The organism is Methylophilus sp. TWE2 (assembly GCF_001183865.1).
Classification (GTDB): Bacteria; Pseudomonadota; Gammaproteobacteria; order Burkholderiales; family Methylophilaceae; genus Methylophilus.
Genome location: NZ_CP012020.1, coordinates 2,986,650 through 3,004,996 on the forward strand (window position 1 = coordinate 2,986,650; position 18,347 = coordinate 3,004,996).

The following is an 18,347-nucleotide window of genomic DNA, read 5'->3' on the forward strand; positions in this document are numbered from 1 at the left end:
AACTATTGCCATGAAAAGACTTTTTTACATTTGCATCTTCGCGCTCATGTGCAACCAAAGCTGGGCAGATATTTACAAATATACCGACAGCAACGGGGTCACGACCTACACCAATATTAAGCCAGAAGGTAAAAGTAAAGCTGAATTGATTATTAGCGGCCCAAAAACTACAGAGTCTCCTCCAGCACTTCGTGAAAAAAAACCAGCCACCAAAACGCCAACCCCGGCTAACTTTCCCAAGGTGGATAATCAGACACAAAATCAGCGTGACCAGAAGCGCCGCGAGCTGCTAATGAATGAATTAGCTCAAGAAAAACAAGCACTTGAGAATGCACGACTCCTCTATGAAGAGGCCCAGAACACACCAGAAGTTTACAGAGGTGCCAATGGCAAAACATTCAGGAATGTCGCCAAATATGAAGAGAAACTACGCGTGATTGAAGCAGAAATCCAGGCACATGAACGGAATATCGAATTACTGAATAAAGAACTCAATCTTTAACACGCACCATTTTTGGGATTTTTTAAACCTTCTTTGCTAAGTAAGTTAGAATTGGCTTGGGTTTTGCTTTAAAACAGGGCGTGATTCACTCTTTTTAACAAACTTAGGATATGGTTCAAAAATCTCCCCAAGGGTTTAGCGGTTTAGAGCACATTGCGACAGCAGTGATCCTGCTCAACAACCAGCTGGAAGTCACCTATGCCAACTCGAGTGCGGAGATACTGTTCGCCTTCAGCGCCAATCAAATCCAGGGTTTACATATTCACGATGTATTTGTGAATTGCGAGATTTTGCAAATGGCTGTGACCAATGCCATCCAAACACAAGGTCCTTTTCGTGAGCATGAATTCACACTGACCACTCAACGTGGCCATACCACTGCCGTGACATGTACCGTCACACCAATCTCTACCACGTTTAACCAGACAGCTGAAGACATGCTGATTCTGGAATTTGTACAAATGGACCAGCAATTGCGTATTGCGCGCGAAGAGCGCATGCTGATTCAGCAACAGGCGAATTCAGAGTTATTACGTAACTTGGCTCACGAAATCCGCAATCCTTTGGGAGGCTTACGTGGTGCCGCGCAGTTACTCGAATTTGAACTGCCGCAACCAGGCTTGAAAGAATATACCCAAGTCATTATCAAAGAAGCTGACCGACTCCACAGCCTCATGGACAGGTTACTGGCACCGCATCGCGTACCCAAATACGAACCTACCAACATTCATGAAGTCCTTGAGCGCGTGCGTAGCCTGCTTCTGGCCGAATCGCCCAACTATATTCGCGTGATTCGTGATTACGATACCAGCCTGCCTGAAATCATTGGTGACCGCGAAAAACTGATCCAAGCCGTACTCAATATTGCACGCAATGCCGCACAGGCCATGCAACAAAACCAGACTGAGAATGCGAGCATCACCTTTAGGACACGAGCAGAGCGTCAAATCACGCTCGCGAGGAAGCGCTATCGCGTCGGCATCCACCTTGAAATTATCGACAATGGCCCAGGCATTCCAGCTGGTATCAAAGAGCGTATTTTCTATCCGCTCGTTTCTGGCCGCGAAGGTGGCACTGGCTTGGGGCTTGCTCTGGCACAAACTTTTATTACCCAACACCATGGCATGATCGATTGTGACTCGCAGCCTGGCAAAACAACTTTCCATATATTGCTACCCATTGAAAGTACGCAATTAAAATCAGCACAATAATACGAGAATAGCTATGAAGCCAATCTGGATCTTAGACGACGACAAATCAATCCGCTGGGTGTTTGAAAAAGCCCTGGCCCGGACCGACTTTGATTTCAAAACCTTTTCCTCTCCGGCAGAAGCACTCAACGCGTTAAACCGGGAACAACCTCAAGTCATCGTCAGTGATATCCGTATGCCCAACGGTTCAGGGCTGGATTTCCTGTCAGAGGTCAAACAACGCTACCCCGAAATTCCTGTCATCATTATGACTGCCTACTCTGATTTGGAAAGTGCGGTTGCCGCTTTCCAGGGTGGGGCGTTTGAATATCTGGCTAAACCATTCGACGTCGACCAGGCGATTGAGATTATCAAACGCGCGGTTGAAGAGAGCATGCGCCAATCTGTTGAGGCCGTTGAAGACACGGGGCCTTCACCGGAAATCATCGGCCAGGCTCCTGCCATGCAGGAAGTATTTCGTGCTATTGGCCGCTTGAGTCGCTCGCACTCTACCGTATTGATTAATGGTGAGTCTGGTAGCGGTAAAGAATTGGTAGCCAGCGCATTGCATAAACATAGCCCACGTGCAGACAAGCCGTTTATTGCCATCAATACGGCAGCGATTCCCAAAGATCTATTGGAATCCGAATTATTTGGTCATGAACGCGGTGCATTTACTGGCGCAGCGGCGGCAAGAAGAGGGCGATTTGAACAAGCAGATAACGGTACATTATTTCTGGATGAAATTGGTGATATGCCGGCGGATTTGCAAACGCGTTTGTTACGTGTGTTATCCGATGGCCAGTTTTACCGCGTGGGCGGACATCAACCGATTAAAGTGAATGTACGCGTGATTGCAGCCACGCACCAGGACCTTGAAGAACGCGTAAAACAAGGCTTGTTCCGAGAAGACCTGTTTCACCGCTTGAACGTCATCCGCCTGCGCCTGCCACCCTTGCGCGAGCGCAGGGAAGACATCCCCTTGCTCACCAAACATTTTCTCGCCCACAGCGCTCAACAGCTAGGCGTAGAGCCTAAACAATTATCCCAGGCCGCCATCAAATACCTGATGTCAGTGAACTGGAGCGGTAATGTCCGCCAACTGGAAAACGTCTGTCATTGGCTCACCGTGATGGCGCCCGGCCAAAATGTGGACGTCAATGATCTGCCCCCGGAGTTGAAAGAAGATACCGGTAAACATAGTACAGGCGGCTCCTGGCAAGAAGCATTGGCCCAAGAAGTCACTGACTCCCTCAATCGTGGTGAGACCAACATCTTGGATGCCAAAACCAAAGAGTTTGAACGTATTCTTATCACCCGCGCCCTCGCCCATACCGATGGCCGACGTATTGAGGCTGCCAATCAACTTGGGATGGGGCGCAATACGCTCACACGAAAGATTCAGGAATTGGGAATTGACGATTAAAATTGTTAAATGTGTACTTGCTGACTACGCCAAAGTGGGAAAGAACTATATTTTTGAGCGTCAATATTACTGACAAAAAACACTTGGGCCAGGCGTGAGTCTTTGAGGGTTTTGCCAAAAAAATTATTAGCCGCATGAAAATGTCTTCCCTCATAAAGAATTAAAGTGTTGTAGACATTATTAATCCGTACGATCTCGTCAAACATGTCATGATAACCCGTGTCCATTTTAACGTTACCGTCAGCAAATCTTTTGTCGTTTTCTTTCAAGGCTTTTTCATAACTAGTCTGATCAAATGTTTTATTTGGTCTAAAAAGTGAAGTGCCAGAATCGAGTGGTGCGTCAGGACTTAAATACAAAACAGCCGCAAAGACTGCATTTCCGTCAGTGTGGATAACACCACGACCGTATTCTTCACTCACACTCTGAAAGTTGGTTGAAATCGCCCAGCGCATGCGTTCATATTCAGCGTTATGAAACAATGAAATAATCTTCGTGCTGACTTTCTCGAACAAAGGTTTGTTAATGACCGATAAATCCTTAGTCCTGGCGCCAGGGAATACATACGGCACATCTTTTAACTGATGCCGGTATTGATATTTCTGGTTTAGTGCAAAAGTACGCACTGCATCAGGATCTTCATAAAAATTTTCAACAATAGTGACTGGATATAAATTCATAATGCATTAAATACAATTGCTAGAACATCGGGAAATATAAAAAAACGGCAACCGAAGTTGCCGTTTTTTCTTACTTTTAATTTATGCAGAATACTCTGCTATTAAATTAGAAGAACAGGATAGCACCCAGAGAGATGGTTTTTGCACGTGCTTCCAAATCTGTCAATACACGTCTGTCCAACTCACGCTCAGTCTGTGAGTATTCAGCAACCAAGTTCAAGTGTTTGGTCAGTGGGTGATAAGCACCAACTGTCCACATAGAGTCTTGAACTTCGCTGAATGTATCAACACCGTTACCCTCTAATGTGGAACGACCATAGCTTACGCCCAATTTAGTACCAACACCTGGTAATGCGTAAGTACCTTGTACATACCACTGATCAGATTCACGTGTGTTACCAACTGCGTCCAAACCACCTTGGAATTGCAGTGTTTGGCCGATACCGTCGCCTTTACCGTAGTAACCTGTCAAGCCAAAGCCAGCCACGTTAACGGTTGTACCCAAGTCCCATGCCCAGGCTCTTTCTTTACCACCAACGCCGCCAACACCAGAAATGTTCTGTGACAACGCAGATGACCAGACTTTACCAGCTACGTCACCTGTCCACTCGTAAGAAGCTTTTGCTTCATAAGCAGATTGGCTACCTGAACGGTCTGTACTACCTAAGCCGCCCAATGCTGCAATTGCGTTCCAGCCTTGTGTTACACCAGCTGTGAATTGGAAGCCGTTCCAGTTTGGAGATGTGTAAGCAATCTGGGATTTCCAGTCAGCGTACATGAAACCTGTACCGATACGACCCAATGTAGTTGTGTTACCAGCCAGGTTACCAGCGCCAGCACCAACACCCAGCAATGTCATATCGTTCAAGATTGCGTCTGAAGCATAAATACCCAGATCTTTACCAACCTTGATAGAACCCCATGAAGCATCACCGAATGTCAAGAATGCCTGACGGTTTTCTTGTTGTGAACCTTGCACACCTGAGTTAGATGTAGAGGCACCTGGGTTGATGCTGATTGTGAAACCAACATCCAGGTCGTTCTGACGTGTTTTACCAGAAACGCTCAGGTAGTTTGGCAACAGACCTGTAGTGATGTTGTTTTGTGAGCTAGCGTCACCAGCACCCAGACCCAGAGGACCTGTACCAGCACCTGTATCACCAGTGAATTTTGTGGTTGTGTAGTAAGCGTTAACAACGCCACCGATGTCCAGAGTCCAGTCACCAGCTGGGATAGTGATGCCAGCTTGTGCGCCAGTAGCGGCAGCGAACAGAGCTGCTGCAACTGCAACGTTCAATTTTGTATTCATACGAATCTCCAAAAATGTTGTTTTCACAACTTGTGTAAGGATATTGCTTGCTAAGATAAGCGCTAAAAACGCTTATCTTTTAGAACTCCCTCAGATCCGCTCCAGGCATTTCCAAGAAGGTCAGTGCAATTTTTGCAAATGCGGCACTCTGGGCGCAAGTGAATACGTCAAATTGCTTAGTGCAAGTTTGGTTTGTTGCGGATTTGCAACAATATGGCTACTTTGCACAAATGAAAAGGAACGTTTTTACAGGGCTATTCAAATTAAATTTACCTAAAAGTTTCTGCTAGCATAGCAATGCTTTACACTACTCTTAGCCATCCGCTTCCTTTTTATTTTAACTATTATCCGGGATTCAACATGATTTCTGACATTCAGTTATGTAGTCGTTTTATTGATACATTAGACTGGATTTGCCAAGTGCTGATCAGACACTCCGATGACTTTCATGTTGCTTTGGTAAGAATTGCATATGGTGACGATAACAGCCTAGGTGAGACTTATGGTGCACCAGAGGCGTTGCGCCAATTGTCGTCATTGACACATGACTTACAAAACTCTTTCAGGCGTTCGGATTTGGTGGGCAGGGAAGGGACTGACTTCTGGATACTATTCCCGTATACACGGATAAGCGACAATGTTTACGACAAGCTGCTGGATGTGATTCAGGGCTCAGAACATCATAACTTGAATATCGTTGAGCGCGAAATTGCCATTTTCGAGTTACCGGTCATTTATACCAAAGCGTTGGTAAAACCTGATAACGGGCATTCTTTGTTGCAACATCTCAAAACCAATCAAGCTGAGCTGGCCAGTCATGTATTTCGGCTAGCCAATCTATAAAGGATACACGGAATAAGTGGCTATGCGGGCAAATTGCTGCGTTGCGCGGTACTCGCAACCTCGCTGTATACCATATATTATCTCAGTTTCTGCGTTCCGTGCGCCTTGCACTTTATCCCGCTCGCTCACTTATTACGTGTATCCTAAATTTAAATACTCGAGAGTTGCAGCGTTTTAATTAAGGTACGTACCGGCGTTGGCAAAGCTGCGTTTATAGCATCTTGGAGTGCCAGCCACTGCATATTAGGGGGGAGTGAAGATCGCCGCCCGGTCAGCAGCAAAGGTTGTGGTGTAATCTCAAGTTTAAAATGAGTGAAGGTATGCCATAACACTGGCAATACTTCCAATGCTTCAACCTCCATGCGCAATCTTTGTTGCACATGCGGCACAGCAATTTGCTCAGTCGATAACTCTGGCAAACTCCACAAGCCGCCCCATATCCCTTGGTTGGGTCGTCTTTCAAGCAGAATTTCACCCGCGTCCAGTATCATCAGCATGGTGACCTGCTTTTCTGGCAATGCTTTACGCGGTTTGGAAGCAGGCAGTCGAGCAACCTGCTGTTGCTGATAGGCGAGACACTGACTTTGCATTGGGCAATCGGTACAGCGCGGCTTACTCCGGGTACACAGCGTTGCGCCAAAATCCATCAAGCCTTGCACATAAGCGGGTAAGTCTTGCTCAGGTAACAAAGTTTCGGCAAGTTGCCAAAGCCGCTTTTCAACGTCTGGTAATCCAGGCCATCCATCAATGGCATACAGCCTGGCCAGCACACGTTTCACATTGCCATCTAGAATGGTCTGCCGATGATTAAAGGCAAACACGCTAATCGCAGCCGCTGTGGATCGGCCTATGCCTTTGAGTGTTTGAATGGTATCGAAATCTGTGGGAAAAATACCACTATGTTCTCGCATGATGGTTTGTGCGGCATGATGCAGGTTACGGGCACGTGAATAATAGCCCAAACCACTCCAGTAACGCATGACTTCATCTTGCTCTGCCTCGGCGAGACTGGCAATCGTCGGGAAGCGCTGCATAAAACGGTCATAGTAGCCAATCACGGCAGACACTTGGGTTTGCTGCAGCATGATTTCAGAAACCCACACAGCGTAAGGATCTCGCGTCTGTTGCCAGGGTAAATCATGACGGCCATGCGCCTGTTGCCAGGCGATTAATTTTTCTGCAAACGCACTCACAACTAAAAATTCAACAGCTTTTTCAAAGCCTTTTGTTTGAGCTGGTCAGCAGGTTTAGCAGGCTCGGATTCCGTCTCGCTTTCGGATTTAGCGGCATCGCCACTGTTGCTCTCGCTGGATGCTTTGCCATTGAGCAAGCCTTTTAAAGCATCGGCCTTACTACCGCCAAGCTTTTCGGTGATTGCATCCAGTGCCGCGGACTTAGCCAACGCTTGCCCAAGCGCAGCCATATCGATACCAAATTTGGGTGCAGCAAAAGTGCCTGTGATTTTCACCGGGATACCGACACTGCCAAGCTGCTCAGCCTCTTTACCGCCTTGGCCTTTGAGTGAGTTCACCAAAGTGGGTTTGGCCAGGTAATTGATCTGCTCTTTACCCATGTCTATATCGCCTTTGCTTTCACCCTTGGTCAAACGAAAAACCGGCGCCTTCATGGCGAGATCGTCATTATGTGCCACGCCGTTTTTGATATTAAAAGTGGCGGTTAGCTCACTAAAGTCTGTTTTTTTACTCTTGTCTGCGTCAGCATTCGACTGGCCTTTCAGCACATTAAGCTTGGCTTTAGCATCCCGGATCGCGCCAGCCAGATCAAAGCCTTTTACGGCGCCTTCGGCCATACGCAAGTCAACCGAGCCGCCCAGCGACTTTTTTAGCGCAGTCACCGTATTGCCTTGCGCTGTCACATTCAGACTCAAATTACCATTACCTGACAACATGTCATTATTAATAGTATCGACTAACATTGGGCCGACCGCGATGTTTTGCAGGTTTTGCTGAATGGCTATAACAGGGGTAGCGCGAGCATCAAGCTTGACCGATCCGCGCACCGTGCCTTGATAAACATCTACGTTAAGCGGGTCCAGGCTGGCCAGACCATCTTGTGCCTTTAAACCGATATTGAGGTTTTTGGCTTCTGTTTTGCCATATTTGAGCCAACCAATACGAATATTACCTTGGGCATTCAGGGCTTTTAATGCGGATAAATCAATCGCTTGCTCGGGGCTGTTTGCAGTTTTCTCAGCGGCTTTGGTTTCAGAGGCTTTCGCTTCGGCAGCGGGCAAGTAACGGTTAAGGTCCAACTTGTCGATATTCAGGTCAAACGTATACAAAGGCTTACTAAACTGGCTGATGCCCACATTGCCCTGAATATGGCTGTCATCAAGCTTGACGTCCAGACCTTGCAAGGCGAGCTTCTGCCCATCTGCCTTGATGCCGAGATTCAGGCCTGTCAATGTATATGGGCTATACAAAATCTTGCCGATATTAATACTGCCATCAAGGAATAAGGTTTTTAAAGCGCTTAAATCTGCTGGCTTATCTGATTTTCCACCGGCTTTATTGCTGCCCGCCGCCGCTTCTTTTTTGCTGCCTGTATTGCCAAGCAAGGCATTTAAATTCAGCGTATCGGCATGTACTTTAAAACCGATATGCGGTGTGCTGAACCCGGCGACGCTGACATCGCCATTGAGCTTAGTCTCGGCCAGGGTTAAATCAAATGTGCTTTTGACCTGCTCCTGCTTCACGTTGGCAAGCGCCGCCAGCTTGAATTGGCCCTGCATGACACCATTAGGCAAGGCTGGATCTTTAATATCAAACTGACCAGCGAGCGATGGCACTTCAAAGATCATATCGGCCAGGTTGGCCTTTACGGGAGAGGCGAAATGTCCTTCTACTTTGCGCGCACCCGCATTCACCTTCACATCTGCCGTCAAACCCTTGCTTTCTACCGCTTGCTGATTGCCTTTTAATTCTGCGAGTGTCACGTCGACGCCCAGATCACCATTGGCATCTTTTTGCTTGAGTGTCAGTACCACTTTTTCACTGCTGATCAATTGCGGATTCACAGCCAGGGCGGGTGCTTGCAAACTGAGCTCACGCTCAACCCCTTTGAAGTTACCCTGCATTGCCAGCTTGAGCCCAGAAACATCCAGAGCTGTTTTCGCGGCATCCACATCTACCGCACCAATTGCGGTCACGCTTACATCCTGACCATCCAGCAGGGCTCCTTTAAGCTGTGCATCCAGGTCTTTCACTACAAAATGTTTGCCTTCAGGATCAGCCATCACATTAGCTTTGATCACTGCTTTGGCATCGACAGCGGGCTGATTTGCCACCAGGTGGAAATCAGTCGCAATATCAAACGGTTTTTTGAGCGCCACCTGGCCGGTGGTCAGGTTAAACTGGTCTATTGTATATTTGGCCCCGCTTTTTTCGTTGGTAAAACTGGCCTGGGTATTAGTGACCTTGATACCTTGAACATCAAAATTGATCTGCTGTGATTCTTCCTCTTCTTTACTCAGCAAATCATCAAAGTTAAAACTGCCATCCTCATGTTGAATGACATTGACCTGCGCACCATTCAGGTAAACAGTATCCACAACGATTTCATTTTTGAGTAAAGGCAGCACCGCCAACGCCACTTTAGCGCTTTTAATTGCGGCGAACTGTTTATCTGACTGGTGTTCGGACAAGGTAATTTCACCTAAGTCAGCCCCGATTTTGGGCCAGAAACTCAGTTTGATATCACCCTTAATGTCCAGCGTGCGCTGTTTTTTGTCTTTGACCAACTGAATCACGGTTGGCTTGTAATCATTAGGGTTGAACGTGACTGCCAGATACACCACCAACAATAGCAATACGCCTAGCAGTGCGGCGAGAGCAAACGCGATTTTTTTAAACAGCGTACGATTCATGACTCATACCCTAAACAAGTTAATGTGCAAAAAACACTAACACCAGAATCCCAAACACGATGCGATACCAGGCAAACACCGCAAATGAATGCTGGGCCACAAAACGGATCAGCGCACGAATGACCATCAACGCAGACAAAAATGAGACCACAAATCCAATTAAAAAGATCAAGGCGTCATCAGCAGACAACAAGTCTTTTGCCTGGTACAGGTCTAGCCCGGTGGCGGCAAACATAATGGGTAGCGCCAAAAAGAATGAAAACTCGGTTGCGGTCTGACGGCTCAGGCCAAAACACATGCCACCCATAATGGTAGCGCCGGAGCGGGACATGCCAGGGAATAAAGCAAGTGATTGCGCAAAGCCAATCTGCAGAGCCTGCTTTGCAGTGATCTGGTCAATCTCGCGCGTTTGGCCTTCAGGTGCAAATTTTTCAATGAGTAAAATCAGTATGCCGCCCACCACCAGCGCAATACCGACGGTAAATGAGGAAAACAAATGCTCTTTAATTTGATGGTGAAACGCGAGGCCAATCAGCGCCGCTGGCAAGAAAGCAATGATCAGGTTACGGACAAAATGCTGCGCATTGGTATCGGTTTGAATACGTTGTACGGTATGCCACAAGCGTTGCCGATACTCGACACAGACGGCAAGAATAGCGCCTAATTGGATGATGATTTCAAATACATCGCGTTTATCTTTAGAGAGAAAATCCAGCCACTCCCCGGTAATGATCAAATGTCCAGTACTGCTTACAGGAATAAACTCGGTCGCGCCTTCGACCAGGCCCATGATCACGGCCTTCAGCATCAAATAAATATCCATGCCTGTATTCTAGCAGAGCAATGCGACAGTGCGATGATTACGTGTTTACATAAAACAACAGGCGCCATGTTGATACAAGGCGCCTGTTTGCGGCTAACAATAATTACTTCAGGTCAAAACGGTCTGCATTCATGACTTTTGTCCAAGTAGCGACAAAGTCCTCTACAAATTTCTGCTTGGCATCATCTTGTGCATATAACTCCGCATAACTGCGCAGTATTGAATTAGAGCCAAACACGAGGTCGACGCGTGTGGCGGTCCATTTCACTGCGCCCGAGCGGCGATCACGGACTTCATACAGGTTTTTACCTGTCGGCACCCAGGTGTAACGCATATCAGTCAGGTTGACAAAGAAGTCATTACTGAGCACACCTGGCCTGTCAGTGAATACACCATGCTTACTGCCGCCATGGTTGGTATCGAGTACACGCAGACCGCCAATCAGCACTGTCATTTCCGGTGCAGTCAGTCCCAACAGTTGCGTGCGGTCCAGCAGCATTTCTTCCGGTGTCGGCACAAAGTCGCCCTTGAGCCAGTTTCGGTAGCCATCATGCACGGGTTCCAGCACCTCAAACGACTCCACATCTGTCTGTTCAGCCTTAGCGTCACCGCGACCAGCAGCAAAGGGGACTGTCACTGCCACACCAGCGGCTTTGGCTGCTTGTTCAATCGCAGCCGACCCGCCCAGCACGATCAAGTCAGCGATACTGACAGGCTTGGCAAAAAGTTTCTGGATATTTTCTAATACGGCCAGTACTTTTTGTAACCTGACCGGTTCATTGCCTACCCAGTCTTTTTGCGGTGCCAACCGGATACGTGCACCATTGGCACCTCCCCGGTAATCAGAACCACGGAATGTCCGTGCGCTGTCCCAGGCGGTGGCAACCAGTTCCGGTGTACTGAGGCCACTGCCCAGAATTTGCGCTTTCAAGGCAGCAATATCTGCATCGTTCAGAGCTACATTACCTGCAGGCACCGGGTCTTGCCAGATCAGGTCTTCTGGCGGCACATCCGGGCCGATATAGCGTGCTTTCGGCCCCATATCTCGGTGTGTGAGCTTGAACCAGGCTCGTGCAAATACTTCCGAGAAATAGGCTTGGTCATCGCGGAAACGCTCAGAGATTTTCCGGTAAACCGGATCCTTGATCAGGGCCATATCCGCATCGGTCATAATAGGGTTATAGCGTATTGATGGGTCCTCCACATCCACTGGCTTGTCTTCTTCCCTGATGCTGACGGGCTCCCACTGCCAGGCACCTGCCGGGCTCTTTTGCAACGCCCACTCATGATTAAACAGCATGGCGAAATAACCGTTATCCCACTTGGTAGGATGTGTAGTCCAGGCACCTTCAATCCCGCTGGTCACCGCATCTCGCCCCACGCCACGACCGACATGATTGTTCCAGCCGAGTCCTTGCTCATGCACATCAGCAGCTTCGGGATTTGGACCCAGATTACCAGCCTGGCCATTGCCGTGGGCTTTACCGACGGTATGCCCACCTGCCGTTAATGCCACGGTCTCCTCATCATTCATTGCCATGCGCGCAAAAGTGACACGCATATCCTGCGCCGTTTTTAATGGGTCAGGATTACCATCCACCCCTTCCGGGTTCACATAAATCAAGCCCATCATCACAGCAGCCAACGGATTTTCAAGGTCACGTTCACCGGAGTAACGGCTACCCTGGCTGCCAGTTTTTGCCAGCCATTCTGTTTCGTTGCCCCAGTAAATATCCTTTTCCGGATGCCAGATATCTTCGCGGCCAAAAGCGAAACCAAACGTTTTAAGGCCCATGGATTCATAAGCAATGGTCCCGGCAAGCGCAATCAAATCCGCCCACGACAGTTTATTACCGTATTTTTTCTTGATTGGCCAAAGCAGGCGGCGTGCCTTGTCGAGGTTACCGTTATCCGGCCAACTATTGAGCGGGGCAAATCGCTGGCTGCCAGTCCCTGCACCACCACGGCCATCCGCAACACGATAGGTCCCGGCTGCGTGCCAAGTCAGGCGGATCATCAACCCGCCATAATGTCCCCAATCTGCTGGCCACCATTCCTGGCTATCGGTCATGAGGGCATGCAAATCTTTTTTAACGGCAGCGACATCCAGTGTGGCGACTTCCTTACGATAATCAAAAGCCTCCCCCAGTGGATTTGTTTTGCGGTCATGCTGATGCAAGATATCCAGGTTGAGTGCATTTGGCCACCAATTGGTATTGGTTTTGCCTGATGCTGTCATTGCCCCATGTCCAAAAGGACATTGACCAGCTGTATTTTGTTTATTCTCCATGTTGAGCTCCTTTTGATTGCTGTTCATCAAACCAAGATGCACAGGTGATAAATATACTACTTGTTAAATATTGCGATAATAATTCACTATAAAAATAATTAGGTTCATACGCTTGCCGCATAAGCAGCCAACATTTCCTGTACAAGGGATGATTCTTGAGTTAGCCAGGCGAACATATTTCCTCCAAAAGACTTCCTGTGTGGTGAGTGCATGGAGGGCATTCTAGGCCTCGCTGTTGAATTTTCATAATTGTATGTTTTGATATTATTGATTAATAAAATTAATCGTATTAGACTGTAGAAAATACCTTAAGAGATCACCATGACCTTAATTGAGCTGAAGTTTGTGTTAGCCGTGGCGCAAGAGCGTAACTTTCGCCGTGCTGCAGAAAAATGCTTTGTGACGCAACCTGCGTTAAGTTTGGGCATTAAAAAACTGGAAGAAGAATTAGGCGTTTCTTTGTTTGAACGCAACCGGAACGAAGTGACTCCAACCGAAATAGGTGAGCAGATTATTGCGCAGGCAAACGTGGTTCTGGAACAGGCTGCAAAAATCAAGGAAATGGCCAAACAGGGCAATGATCCGTTAAATGGCCCATTCAAGCTGGGCATGATTCACTCAGTGGGCCCGTACTTGCTACCGGAGATTATTCCGCCGTTGATTAAAACCGCACCGCATATGCCACTGGAAGTAGAAGAGAATATCACGGCCACGCTGGAGCAACAGTTAAAAAATGGCGTCATTGATGCTGCTGTGATTGCTCTGCCTTTTGATGTACCAGGCATTGAAACGATACCGCTTTACGATGAAGATTTTAATGTAGTGGTGCCTGTGAATCATCCGTGGGCGAAACGCAAGACGATTGATGCTGATGAGTTAAGTAGCGAAAAAGTATTATTACTCAATACCGGCCACTGCTTTAGTAACCAGGTCACACAGGCCTGCCCGGAGCTAAGCCGCAAAGGGGAGGTATTACAGGGCAATTCTTTGGAAACCATCCGTAATATGGTCGCTTCAAACTTGGGGATTACAGTCTTACCCGCCATGGCAACAGCGGCACGCTACCAGAATCCGCTGATACGCGTGATCCCATTCAGCAAACCTGCACCCAGTCGTCGCATTGCACTGGCCTGGCGCAAAAGCTTTGTGCGTACGGCCGCGATTGAGGTACTCGAAAAAGTGATGGCAGAAGTGGGTGAAGGGCAGGCGCAAATCGCACGCCTGTGACAAACATTTAGTAAGCGATAGCGACGCGGAAACCCGTCACCAATTTTTCGTCTACGCCCAGTAACACTTTCACTGACTGCTCTTGCTGAGGAGCCAGTCCTAAGGTGTGGTTAACCGACGCAGGCAGATAATCCGCTGGTTTCAGTATTTTGCGCAACACTGCTTCATCTGCCGTATTGGTCAAGGTCAACTCCACCTTTGGGTAAGCTTGAGGAACTGAGCCATGATTCATGAGCACGCTGGAGAAAGCCAACACGCCCTGGCGCTCTTTATGCTCCTGAATATCAGCATCATCTATAGTTAACTGGGTGATATCTTGTGGCAAACTCACATCACAATGGAGTTGCTGGCAGAATGCCTGTAAAAAAGGTTTGGTTTGCGGATAATTGGCAGCTAGGCTGGTGCGCGAGAAATAGACGAATTGCAACAATAACAATAGCAGCAACATGCCGGAGAGCGTGACGAATAGCCATTGACTGGCAGGGCTCTCAACGGGCGCTGGCCGTTCATCCGACAGCGAAACATTACGCAAGAATGCAGGGACTTCACGTTCTGCATGTTCCGTTTCATCCACCCGCAGATTCCAGGTAGGTGTAGGTTCTTCCAGCGCTATGTCAGGTTTCAAAGAGATATCAGGCGTTTCAGCCGGAGTATCAATCTGTGCGGCTTCAGCACTCACCTTGAAATAGACTTCGGCATCACTGGCTGTTGCTACAACGTCAGATTCAGACTGAGGGAATGCGCCGGTGACTACTAGATGCGAACGGGCATCAAACACATGGTTGCATTCCCCACAACGTACCTTACCTGCATAAGCCTGCAGTTGTTCGTCGGTGACTTCGAATTGTGTTTGGCAGGCCGGGCAGGCCGTAATCAAGGACATTTTCTGGTTCCCGTCAGCAAGACCCATCCATCTTGCTGGATGGGGGCATCCATTTCAAACCACTGTGAGTAATGTGCCAGCAACATCTCCTGCTGGCTATCCAATATGCCCGATAATGCAACTTTGCCGCCATTTTTGCAAGATTTGGCAATCACGGGCGCCAACACCATCAAGGCGCTGGAAAGAATATTGGCCACCACGATATCAAACGGCTCGTGCAGATAATCTGCAGAATCGTAAAAAATCGCATCTACCTGGTTATTGACCGCATTATCACGGCTGGCAATCACCGCCTGTGGATCAATATCCACGCCTGTCGCCGTTTTCGCACCCAGCTTTTTGGCTGCAATCGCCAAAATACCTGAGCCACAGCCGTAATCCAGCACATTCGCCTGTGCCAACAATGGTTTTGACAATTGTGCCAACCAGCTCAGGCATAAATGCGTGGTCGGATGGCTACCGGTACCAAACGCCAGACCAGGATCAAGCACAATGTTGATCGCCTCTGCATTAGGAGCCTTATGCCACGAAGGCACAATCCATAAATTATCGGTGACGCGGATAGGATCAAACTGGGCTTGCGTCGCGCGTACCCAGTCTTGCTCCTCAATCTGCTCAACCTGGTATTTCAATCCATCCAGTTGCAATTCAGCTTGTACATTTGCCAGTAGGGCCTGCACATCGGCGTCGGCCTCGAGCATGGCCGTCACCACGTTTTGCTGCCAGATACCAGGCGGCGGATCACCCGGCTCGCCGAAAATGGCCTGCTCGGCCATGGTGTCCGCGTGCGCATCTTCGATGCTAACCGATAAGGCACCGTATTCCATCAGCGCATCACTGAGCGCTTCGGCCTGCGGTTCGGTCGATTGAATTTTAAGTAACAGCCAGTGCAAGATTATTTCGAGCTGATACCCAGCTTCTGCTCCAGATAGTGAATGCTGGTGCCACCTTGCTGGAATGCCAGATCGGCCATCAGGTCGGCATGCAGGGGCGTATTAGTTTTGATGCCTTCCACATACATCTCAGACAAAGCGACACGCATCCTGGCAATCGCCTGCTCACGGGTTGCGCCATGCGTGATCAGCTTGCCTATCATGGAGTCATAGTGTGGTGGCACGGTGTAACCACCATACACATGGGTATCCATGCGCACACCCGGGCCGCCCGGCATATGGAAACGATTGATAAAGCCCGGAGAAGGTACAAAAGTGTACGGGTCTTCTGCGTTAATACGGCATTCAATCGCATGACCATTGAGCACGATATCACGCTGGCGGAATGGTAATTTTTCACCTGCTGCAACAAAAATTTGCTGTTGTACCAGATCTATCCCGGTAATCATTTCGGTGACTGTATGCTCTACCTGTAAGCGAGTGTTCATCTCGATAAAATAGAACTCGCCATTTTCATACAGAAACTCGAACGTACCTGCACCGCGGTAACCAATCTTGCGGCAAGCCTCTGCGCAGCGTTCACCAATTTTGTCGCGCAATCGTGCAGGCAATAATGGCGAAGGCGCTTCTTCAATGATTTTCTGGTGACGACGCTGCATGGAGCAGTCACGGTCACCGAGAAATACCGCATTGCCATGCTGGTCAGCCAGAATCTGAATCTCGATATGGCGAGGGTTTTCCAGGAATTTTTCCATGTAAACCATGGGGTTGCCAAACGCAGTTTGTGCTTCGGCTTTGGTCATATTCACAGCATTGAGCAACGCGGCTTCCGTATGCACCACACGCATGCCACGGCCACCACCGCCACCTGCTGCTTTAATAATGACGGGATATCCAACACGCTTGGCTGTTTTGATGATTTCGGCCGGGTCGTCCGTCAGCGCGCCATCAGACCCTGGCACACAAGGCACACCGGCTTTTTTCATGGCGTCTTTGGCAGAAACCTTATCGCCCATTAAACGGATAGTCTCAGCACGCGGACCAATAAAGACAAACCCGCTCTGCTCAACACGCTCGGCAAAATCGGCATTCTCAGACAGGAAACCATAGCCAGGGTGAATGGCCTGCGCATCTGTCACTTCGGCGGCACTGATGACCGCCGGAATATTGAGGTAACTTTTGGCAGAAGGGGCTGGGCCGATACAGACAGACTCATCAGCAAGTTTGACGTATTTGGCATCACGGTCAGCTTCAGAGTGCACAGCAACCGTTTTAATCCCCAACTCACGGCACGCACGCTGTACGCGCAGGGCGATCTCGCCGCGGTTGGCAATCAGAATTTTCTCAAACATAGCGGTTTAACCAATCAGGAACAGTGGCTCGCCATATTCGACAGGCTGACCGTTTTCAACAAAAATCTTTTTAATCGTGCCGGAAAATTCGCTCTCAATTTCGTTGAGCAACTTCATCGCCTCGATAATACACAGAGTATCACCGGTATTCACACTGCTACCCACATCAACAAAAGACTTGGCATCAGGTGAAGACGCGCGATAGAACGTACCTACCATCGGTGATTTCACAACTTTGCCATCCAGCGCCTCGGCTGGTGCGGTCGCGGGAGCCGCTGCTGGGGCAGGGGCGCCTGCAGCCACCGGGGCTGGAGCAGGTGCCGCCACGTATTGTGTCACCGGCGCAGCACCTGGCGCCATGGCGCGACTGATACGTACTTTTTCCTCACCCTCGGTCAGTTCCAGTTCGGAAATCCCCGATTCCTCTACCAGATCAATCAGTTTTTTGAGTTTGCGTAAATCCATAAAAGCCTCGAATGTATAAATGTTTTAAGTGTTATTGGAGTTGTTGGATATAGCGATAAGCGGCGAAATATCCCTCTGCGCCCAAACCGCAAATGACTGCGGTAGCAATATCGCTGAAATAAGAATGGTGCCGGAATGACTCTCGTGCATGCACATTCGAGAGATGTACTTCAATAAACGGCACCTTGACTGCAGAAATGGCATCGCGGATAGCGATAGAAGTGTGCGTGAAAGCCGCAGGATTAATAATGATGTAATCCACACGATTCACGGACAATGCATGTATTTTCTCAATAATCTCAGCTTCGGCATTACTCTGGAATGTTTCCAGACGCACTTGATCAGCACGAGCCAAGGCTTGCAAACGTTGGTCGATGTCTGCAAGCGTTTGGCTGCCATAATGCTGCGGCTCGCGGGTGCCCAGCATATTTAAATTGGGTCCGTGAATCACCAGGATGGATTTGGTGCCCATGTCACATGCCTCTCATGGAGAAAAATACAACCTTCATGGCGTCGAAGTTTGCCGAAGTTATCGCATTTTGTCCAGCAGAATTCGCAATTTAAAGAAAATTGAAAGT

At 48.6% G+C, this 18,347-nt stretch carries 16 protein-coding genes; 5 read left to right on the plus strand and 11 right to left on the minus strand.

From position 1 onward, the window contains the following. Positions 1-46 precede the first annotated feature (46 nt). From ACJ67_RS14035 to ntrC, 3 genes are all read left to right on the plus strand, one after another. On the plus strand, positions 47-502 hold the full coding sequence (locus ACJ67_RS14035) for a DUF4124 domain-containing protein (protein ID WP_231587202.1): 456 nt from the start codon (positions 47-49) through the stop codon (positions 500-502). 110 nt (positions 503-612) lie between these two features. Further along, on the plus strand, positions 613-1,713 hold the full coding sequence (gene glnL / locus ACJ67_RS14040; protein ID WP_018987274.1) for a nitrogen regulation protein NR(II): 1,101 nt from the start codon (positions 613-615) through the stop codon (positions 1,711-1,713). A 13-nt stretch (positions 1,714-1,726) separates the two neighbouring features. Further along, complete coding sequence (gene ntrC, locus ACJ67_RS14045; protein WP_049639598.1) at positions 1,727-3,118, plus strand: nitrogen regulation protein NR(I); 1,392 nt, start codon at positions 1,727-1,729, stop codon at positions 3,116-3,118. Between the two features lie 5 nt (positions 3,119-3,123). Here ntrC and ACJ67_RS14050 read toward each other — a convergent pair whose 3' ends face one another. Beyond that, a complete protein-coding gene (locus ACJ67_RS14050; RefSeq protein WP_049639599.1) occupies positions 3,124-3,798 on the minus strand; it encodes a DUF6445 family protein in 675 nt (224 codons plus the stop codon). A 106-nt stretch (positions 3,799-3,904) separates the two neighbouring features. Continuing rightward, a complete protein-coding gene (locus ACJ67_RS14055) occupies positions 3,905-5,107 on the minus strand; it encodes a porin (RefSeq protein WP_049639600.1) in 1,203 nt (400 codons plus the stop codon). A gap of 360 nt (positions 5,108-5,467) precedes the next feature. Between ACJ67_RS14055 and ACJ67_RS14060 the strand changes: the two genes are divergently transcribed. Further along, positions 5,468-5,950, plus strand: a complete 483-nt coding sequence (locus tag ACJ67_RS14060; protein WP_049639601.1) for a hypothetical protein — start codon at positions 5,468-5,470, stop codon at positions 5,948-5,950. A 149-nt stretch (positions 5,951-6,099) separates the two neighbouring features. Here ACJ67_RS14060 and mutY read toward each other — a convergent pair whose 3' ends face one another. The 4 genes from mutY to katG all read right to left on the minus strand — a co-directional run bounded on the left by mutY (position 6,100) and on the right by katG (position 12,949). Next, on the minus strand, positions 6,100-7,143 hold the full coding sequence (mutY, locus tag ACJ67_RS14065; RefSeq protein WP_049639602.1) for an A/G-specific adenine glycosylase: 1,044 nt from the start codon (positions 7,141-7,143) through the stop codon (positions 6,100-6,102). Positions 7,144-7,145: 2 nt separating this feature from the next. Further along, complete coding sequence (locus ACJ67_RS14070) at positions 7,146-9,836, minus strand: AsmA family protein (RefSeq protein ID WP_049639603.1); 2,691 nt, start codon at positions 9,834-9,836, stop codon at positions 7,146-7,148. A 19-nt stretch (positions 9,837-9,855) separates the two neighbouring features. Next, the gene (locus ACJ67_RS14075; RefSeq protein ID WP_049639604.1) at positions 9,856-10,659 is read right to left on the minus strand and encodes an undecaprenyl-diphosphate phosphatase; all 804 of its coding nucleotides are present in this window, start codon (positions 10,657-10,659) and stop codon (positions 9,856-9,858) included. Positions 10,660-10,762: 103 nt separating this feature from the next. After that, positions 10,763-12,949, minus strand: a complete 2,187-nt coding sequence (gene katG / locus ACJ67_RS14080; RefSeq protein ID WP_049639605.1) for a catalase/peroxidase HPI — start codon at positions 12,947-12,949, stop codon at positions 10,763-10,765. A 321-nt stretch (positions 12,950-13,270) separates the two neighbouring features. Here katG and ACJ67_RS14085 point away from each other — a divergent pair, with 321 nt between their 5' ends. Beyond that, positions 13,271-14,176 (plus strand): hydrogen peroxide-inducible genes activator, encoded by a 906-nt coding sequence (locus ACJ67_RS14085; RefSeq protein WP_018987266.1) that lies wholly within the window; start codon positions 13,271-13,273, stop codon positions 14,174-14,176. Between the two features lie 7 nt (positions 14,177-14,183). Here ACJ67_RS14085 and ACJ67_RS14090 read toward each other — a convergent pair whose 3' ends face one another. From ACJ67_RS14090 to aroQ, 5 genes are read right to left on the minus strand one after another with little or no spacing between them, the layout of a single operon-like run. Continuing rightward, complete coding sequence (locus ACJ67_RS14090) at positions 14,184-15,059, minus strand: DUF3426 domain-containing protein (RefSeq protein WP_049639606.1); 876 nt, start codon at positions 15,057-15,059, stop codon at positions 14,184-14,186. Further along, a complete protein-coding gene (prmA, locus tag ACJ67_RS14095) occupies positions 15,050-15,952 on the minus strand; it encodes a 50S ribosomal protein L11 methyltransferase (RefSeq protein ID WP_049639607.1) in 903 nt (300 codons plus the stop codon). The genes ACJ67_RS14090 and prmA overlap by 10 nt, the downstream gene beginning before the upstream one ends. Before the next feature lie 2 nt (positions 15,953-15,954). Beyond that, a complete protein-coding gene (gene accC / locus ACJ67_RS14100) occupies positions 15,955-17,304 on the minus strand; it encodes an acetyl-CoA carboxylase biotin carboxylase subunit (protein ID WP_049639608.1) in 1,350 nt (449 codons plus the stop codon). Between the two features lie 6 nt (positions 17,305-17,310). Then, the gene (accB, locus tag ACJ67_RS14105) at positions 17,311-17,769 is read right to left on the minus strand and encodes an acetyl-CoA carboxylase biotin carboxyl carrier protein (protein WP_049639609.1); all 459 of its coding nucleotides are present in this window, start codon (positions 17,767-17,769) and stop codon (positions 17,311-17,313) included. 31 nt (positions 17,770-17,800) lie between these two features. Then, positions 17,801-18,241, minus strand: coding sequence for a type II 3-dehydroquinate dehydratase (gene aroQ, locus ACJ67_RS14110; RefSeq protein WP_049639610.1), 441 nt, complete (start codon positions 18,239-18,241; stop codon positions 17,801-17,803). Positions 18,242-18,347 lie beyond the last annotated feature (106 nt).

Excerpts from the sequence above, each read along its gene's own strand:
- ACJ67_RS14035 (WP_231587202.1), top strand. The coding sequence starts at position 47 with ATGTGCAACCAAAGCTGGGCAGATATTTACAAATATACCGACAGCAAC.
- ACJ67_RS14090 (WP_049639606.1), bottom strand. The coding sequence starts at position 15,059 with ATGTCCTTGATTACGGCCTGCCCGGCCTGCCAAACACAATTCGAAGTC.
- ntrC (WP_049639598.1), top strand. The coding sequence starts at position 1,727 with ATGAAGCCAATCTGGATCTTAGACGACGACAAATCAATCCGCTGGGTG.
- glnL (WP_018987274.1), top strand. The coding sequence starts at position 613 with ATGGTTCAAAAATCTCCCCAAGGGTTTAGCGGTTTAGAGCACATTGCG.
- ACJ67_RS14055 (WP_049639600.1), bottom strand. The coding sequence starts at position 5,107 with ATGAATACAAAATTGAACGTTGCAGTTGCAGCAGCTCTGTTCGCTGCC.
- aroQ (WP_049639610.1), bottom strand. The coding sequence starts at position 18,241 with ATGGGCACCAAATCCATCCTGGTGATTCACGGACCCAATTTAAATATG.
- ACJ67_RS14085 (WP_018987266.1), top strand. The coding sequence starts at position 13,271 with ATGACCTTAATTGAGCTGAAGTTTGTGTTAGCCGTGGCGCAAGAGCGT.
- ACJ67_RS14070 (WP_049639603.1), bottom strand. The coding sequence starts at position 9,836 with ATGAATCGTACGCTGTTTAAAAAAATCGCGTTTGCTCTCGCCGCACTG.
- ACJ67_RS14075 (WP_049639604.1), bottom strand. The coding sequence starts at position 10,659 with ATGGATATTTATTTGATGCTGAAGGCCGTGATCATGGGCCTGGTCGAA.
- accB (WP_049639609.1), bottom strand. The coding sequence starts at position 17,769 with ATGGATTTACGCAAACTCAAAAAACTGATTGATCTGGTAGAGGAATCG.
- katG (WP_049639605.1), bottom strand. The coding sequence starts at position 12,949 with ATGGAGAATAAACAAAATACAGCTGGTCAATGTCCTTTTGGACATGGG.
- ACJ67_RS14060 (WP_049639601.1), top strand. The coding sequence starts at position 5,468 with ATGATTTCTGACATTCAGTTATGTAGTCGTTTTATTGATACATTAGAC.
- accC (WP_049639608.1), bottom strand. The coding sequence starts at position 17,304 with ATGTTTGAGAAAATTCTGATTGCCAACCGCGGCGAGATCGCCCTGCGC.
- ACJ67_RS14050 (WP_049639599.1), bottom strand. The coding sequence starts at position 3,798 with ATGAATTTATATCCAGTCACTATTGTTGAAAATTTTTATGAAGATCCT.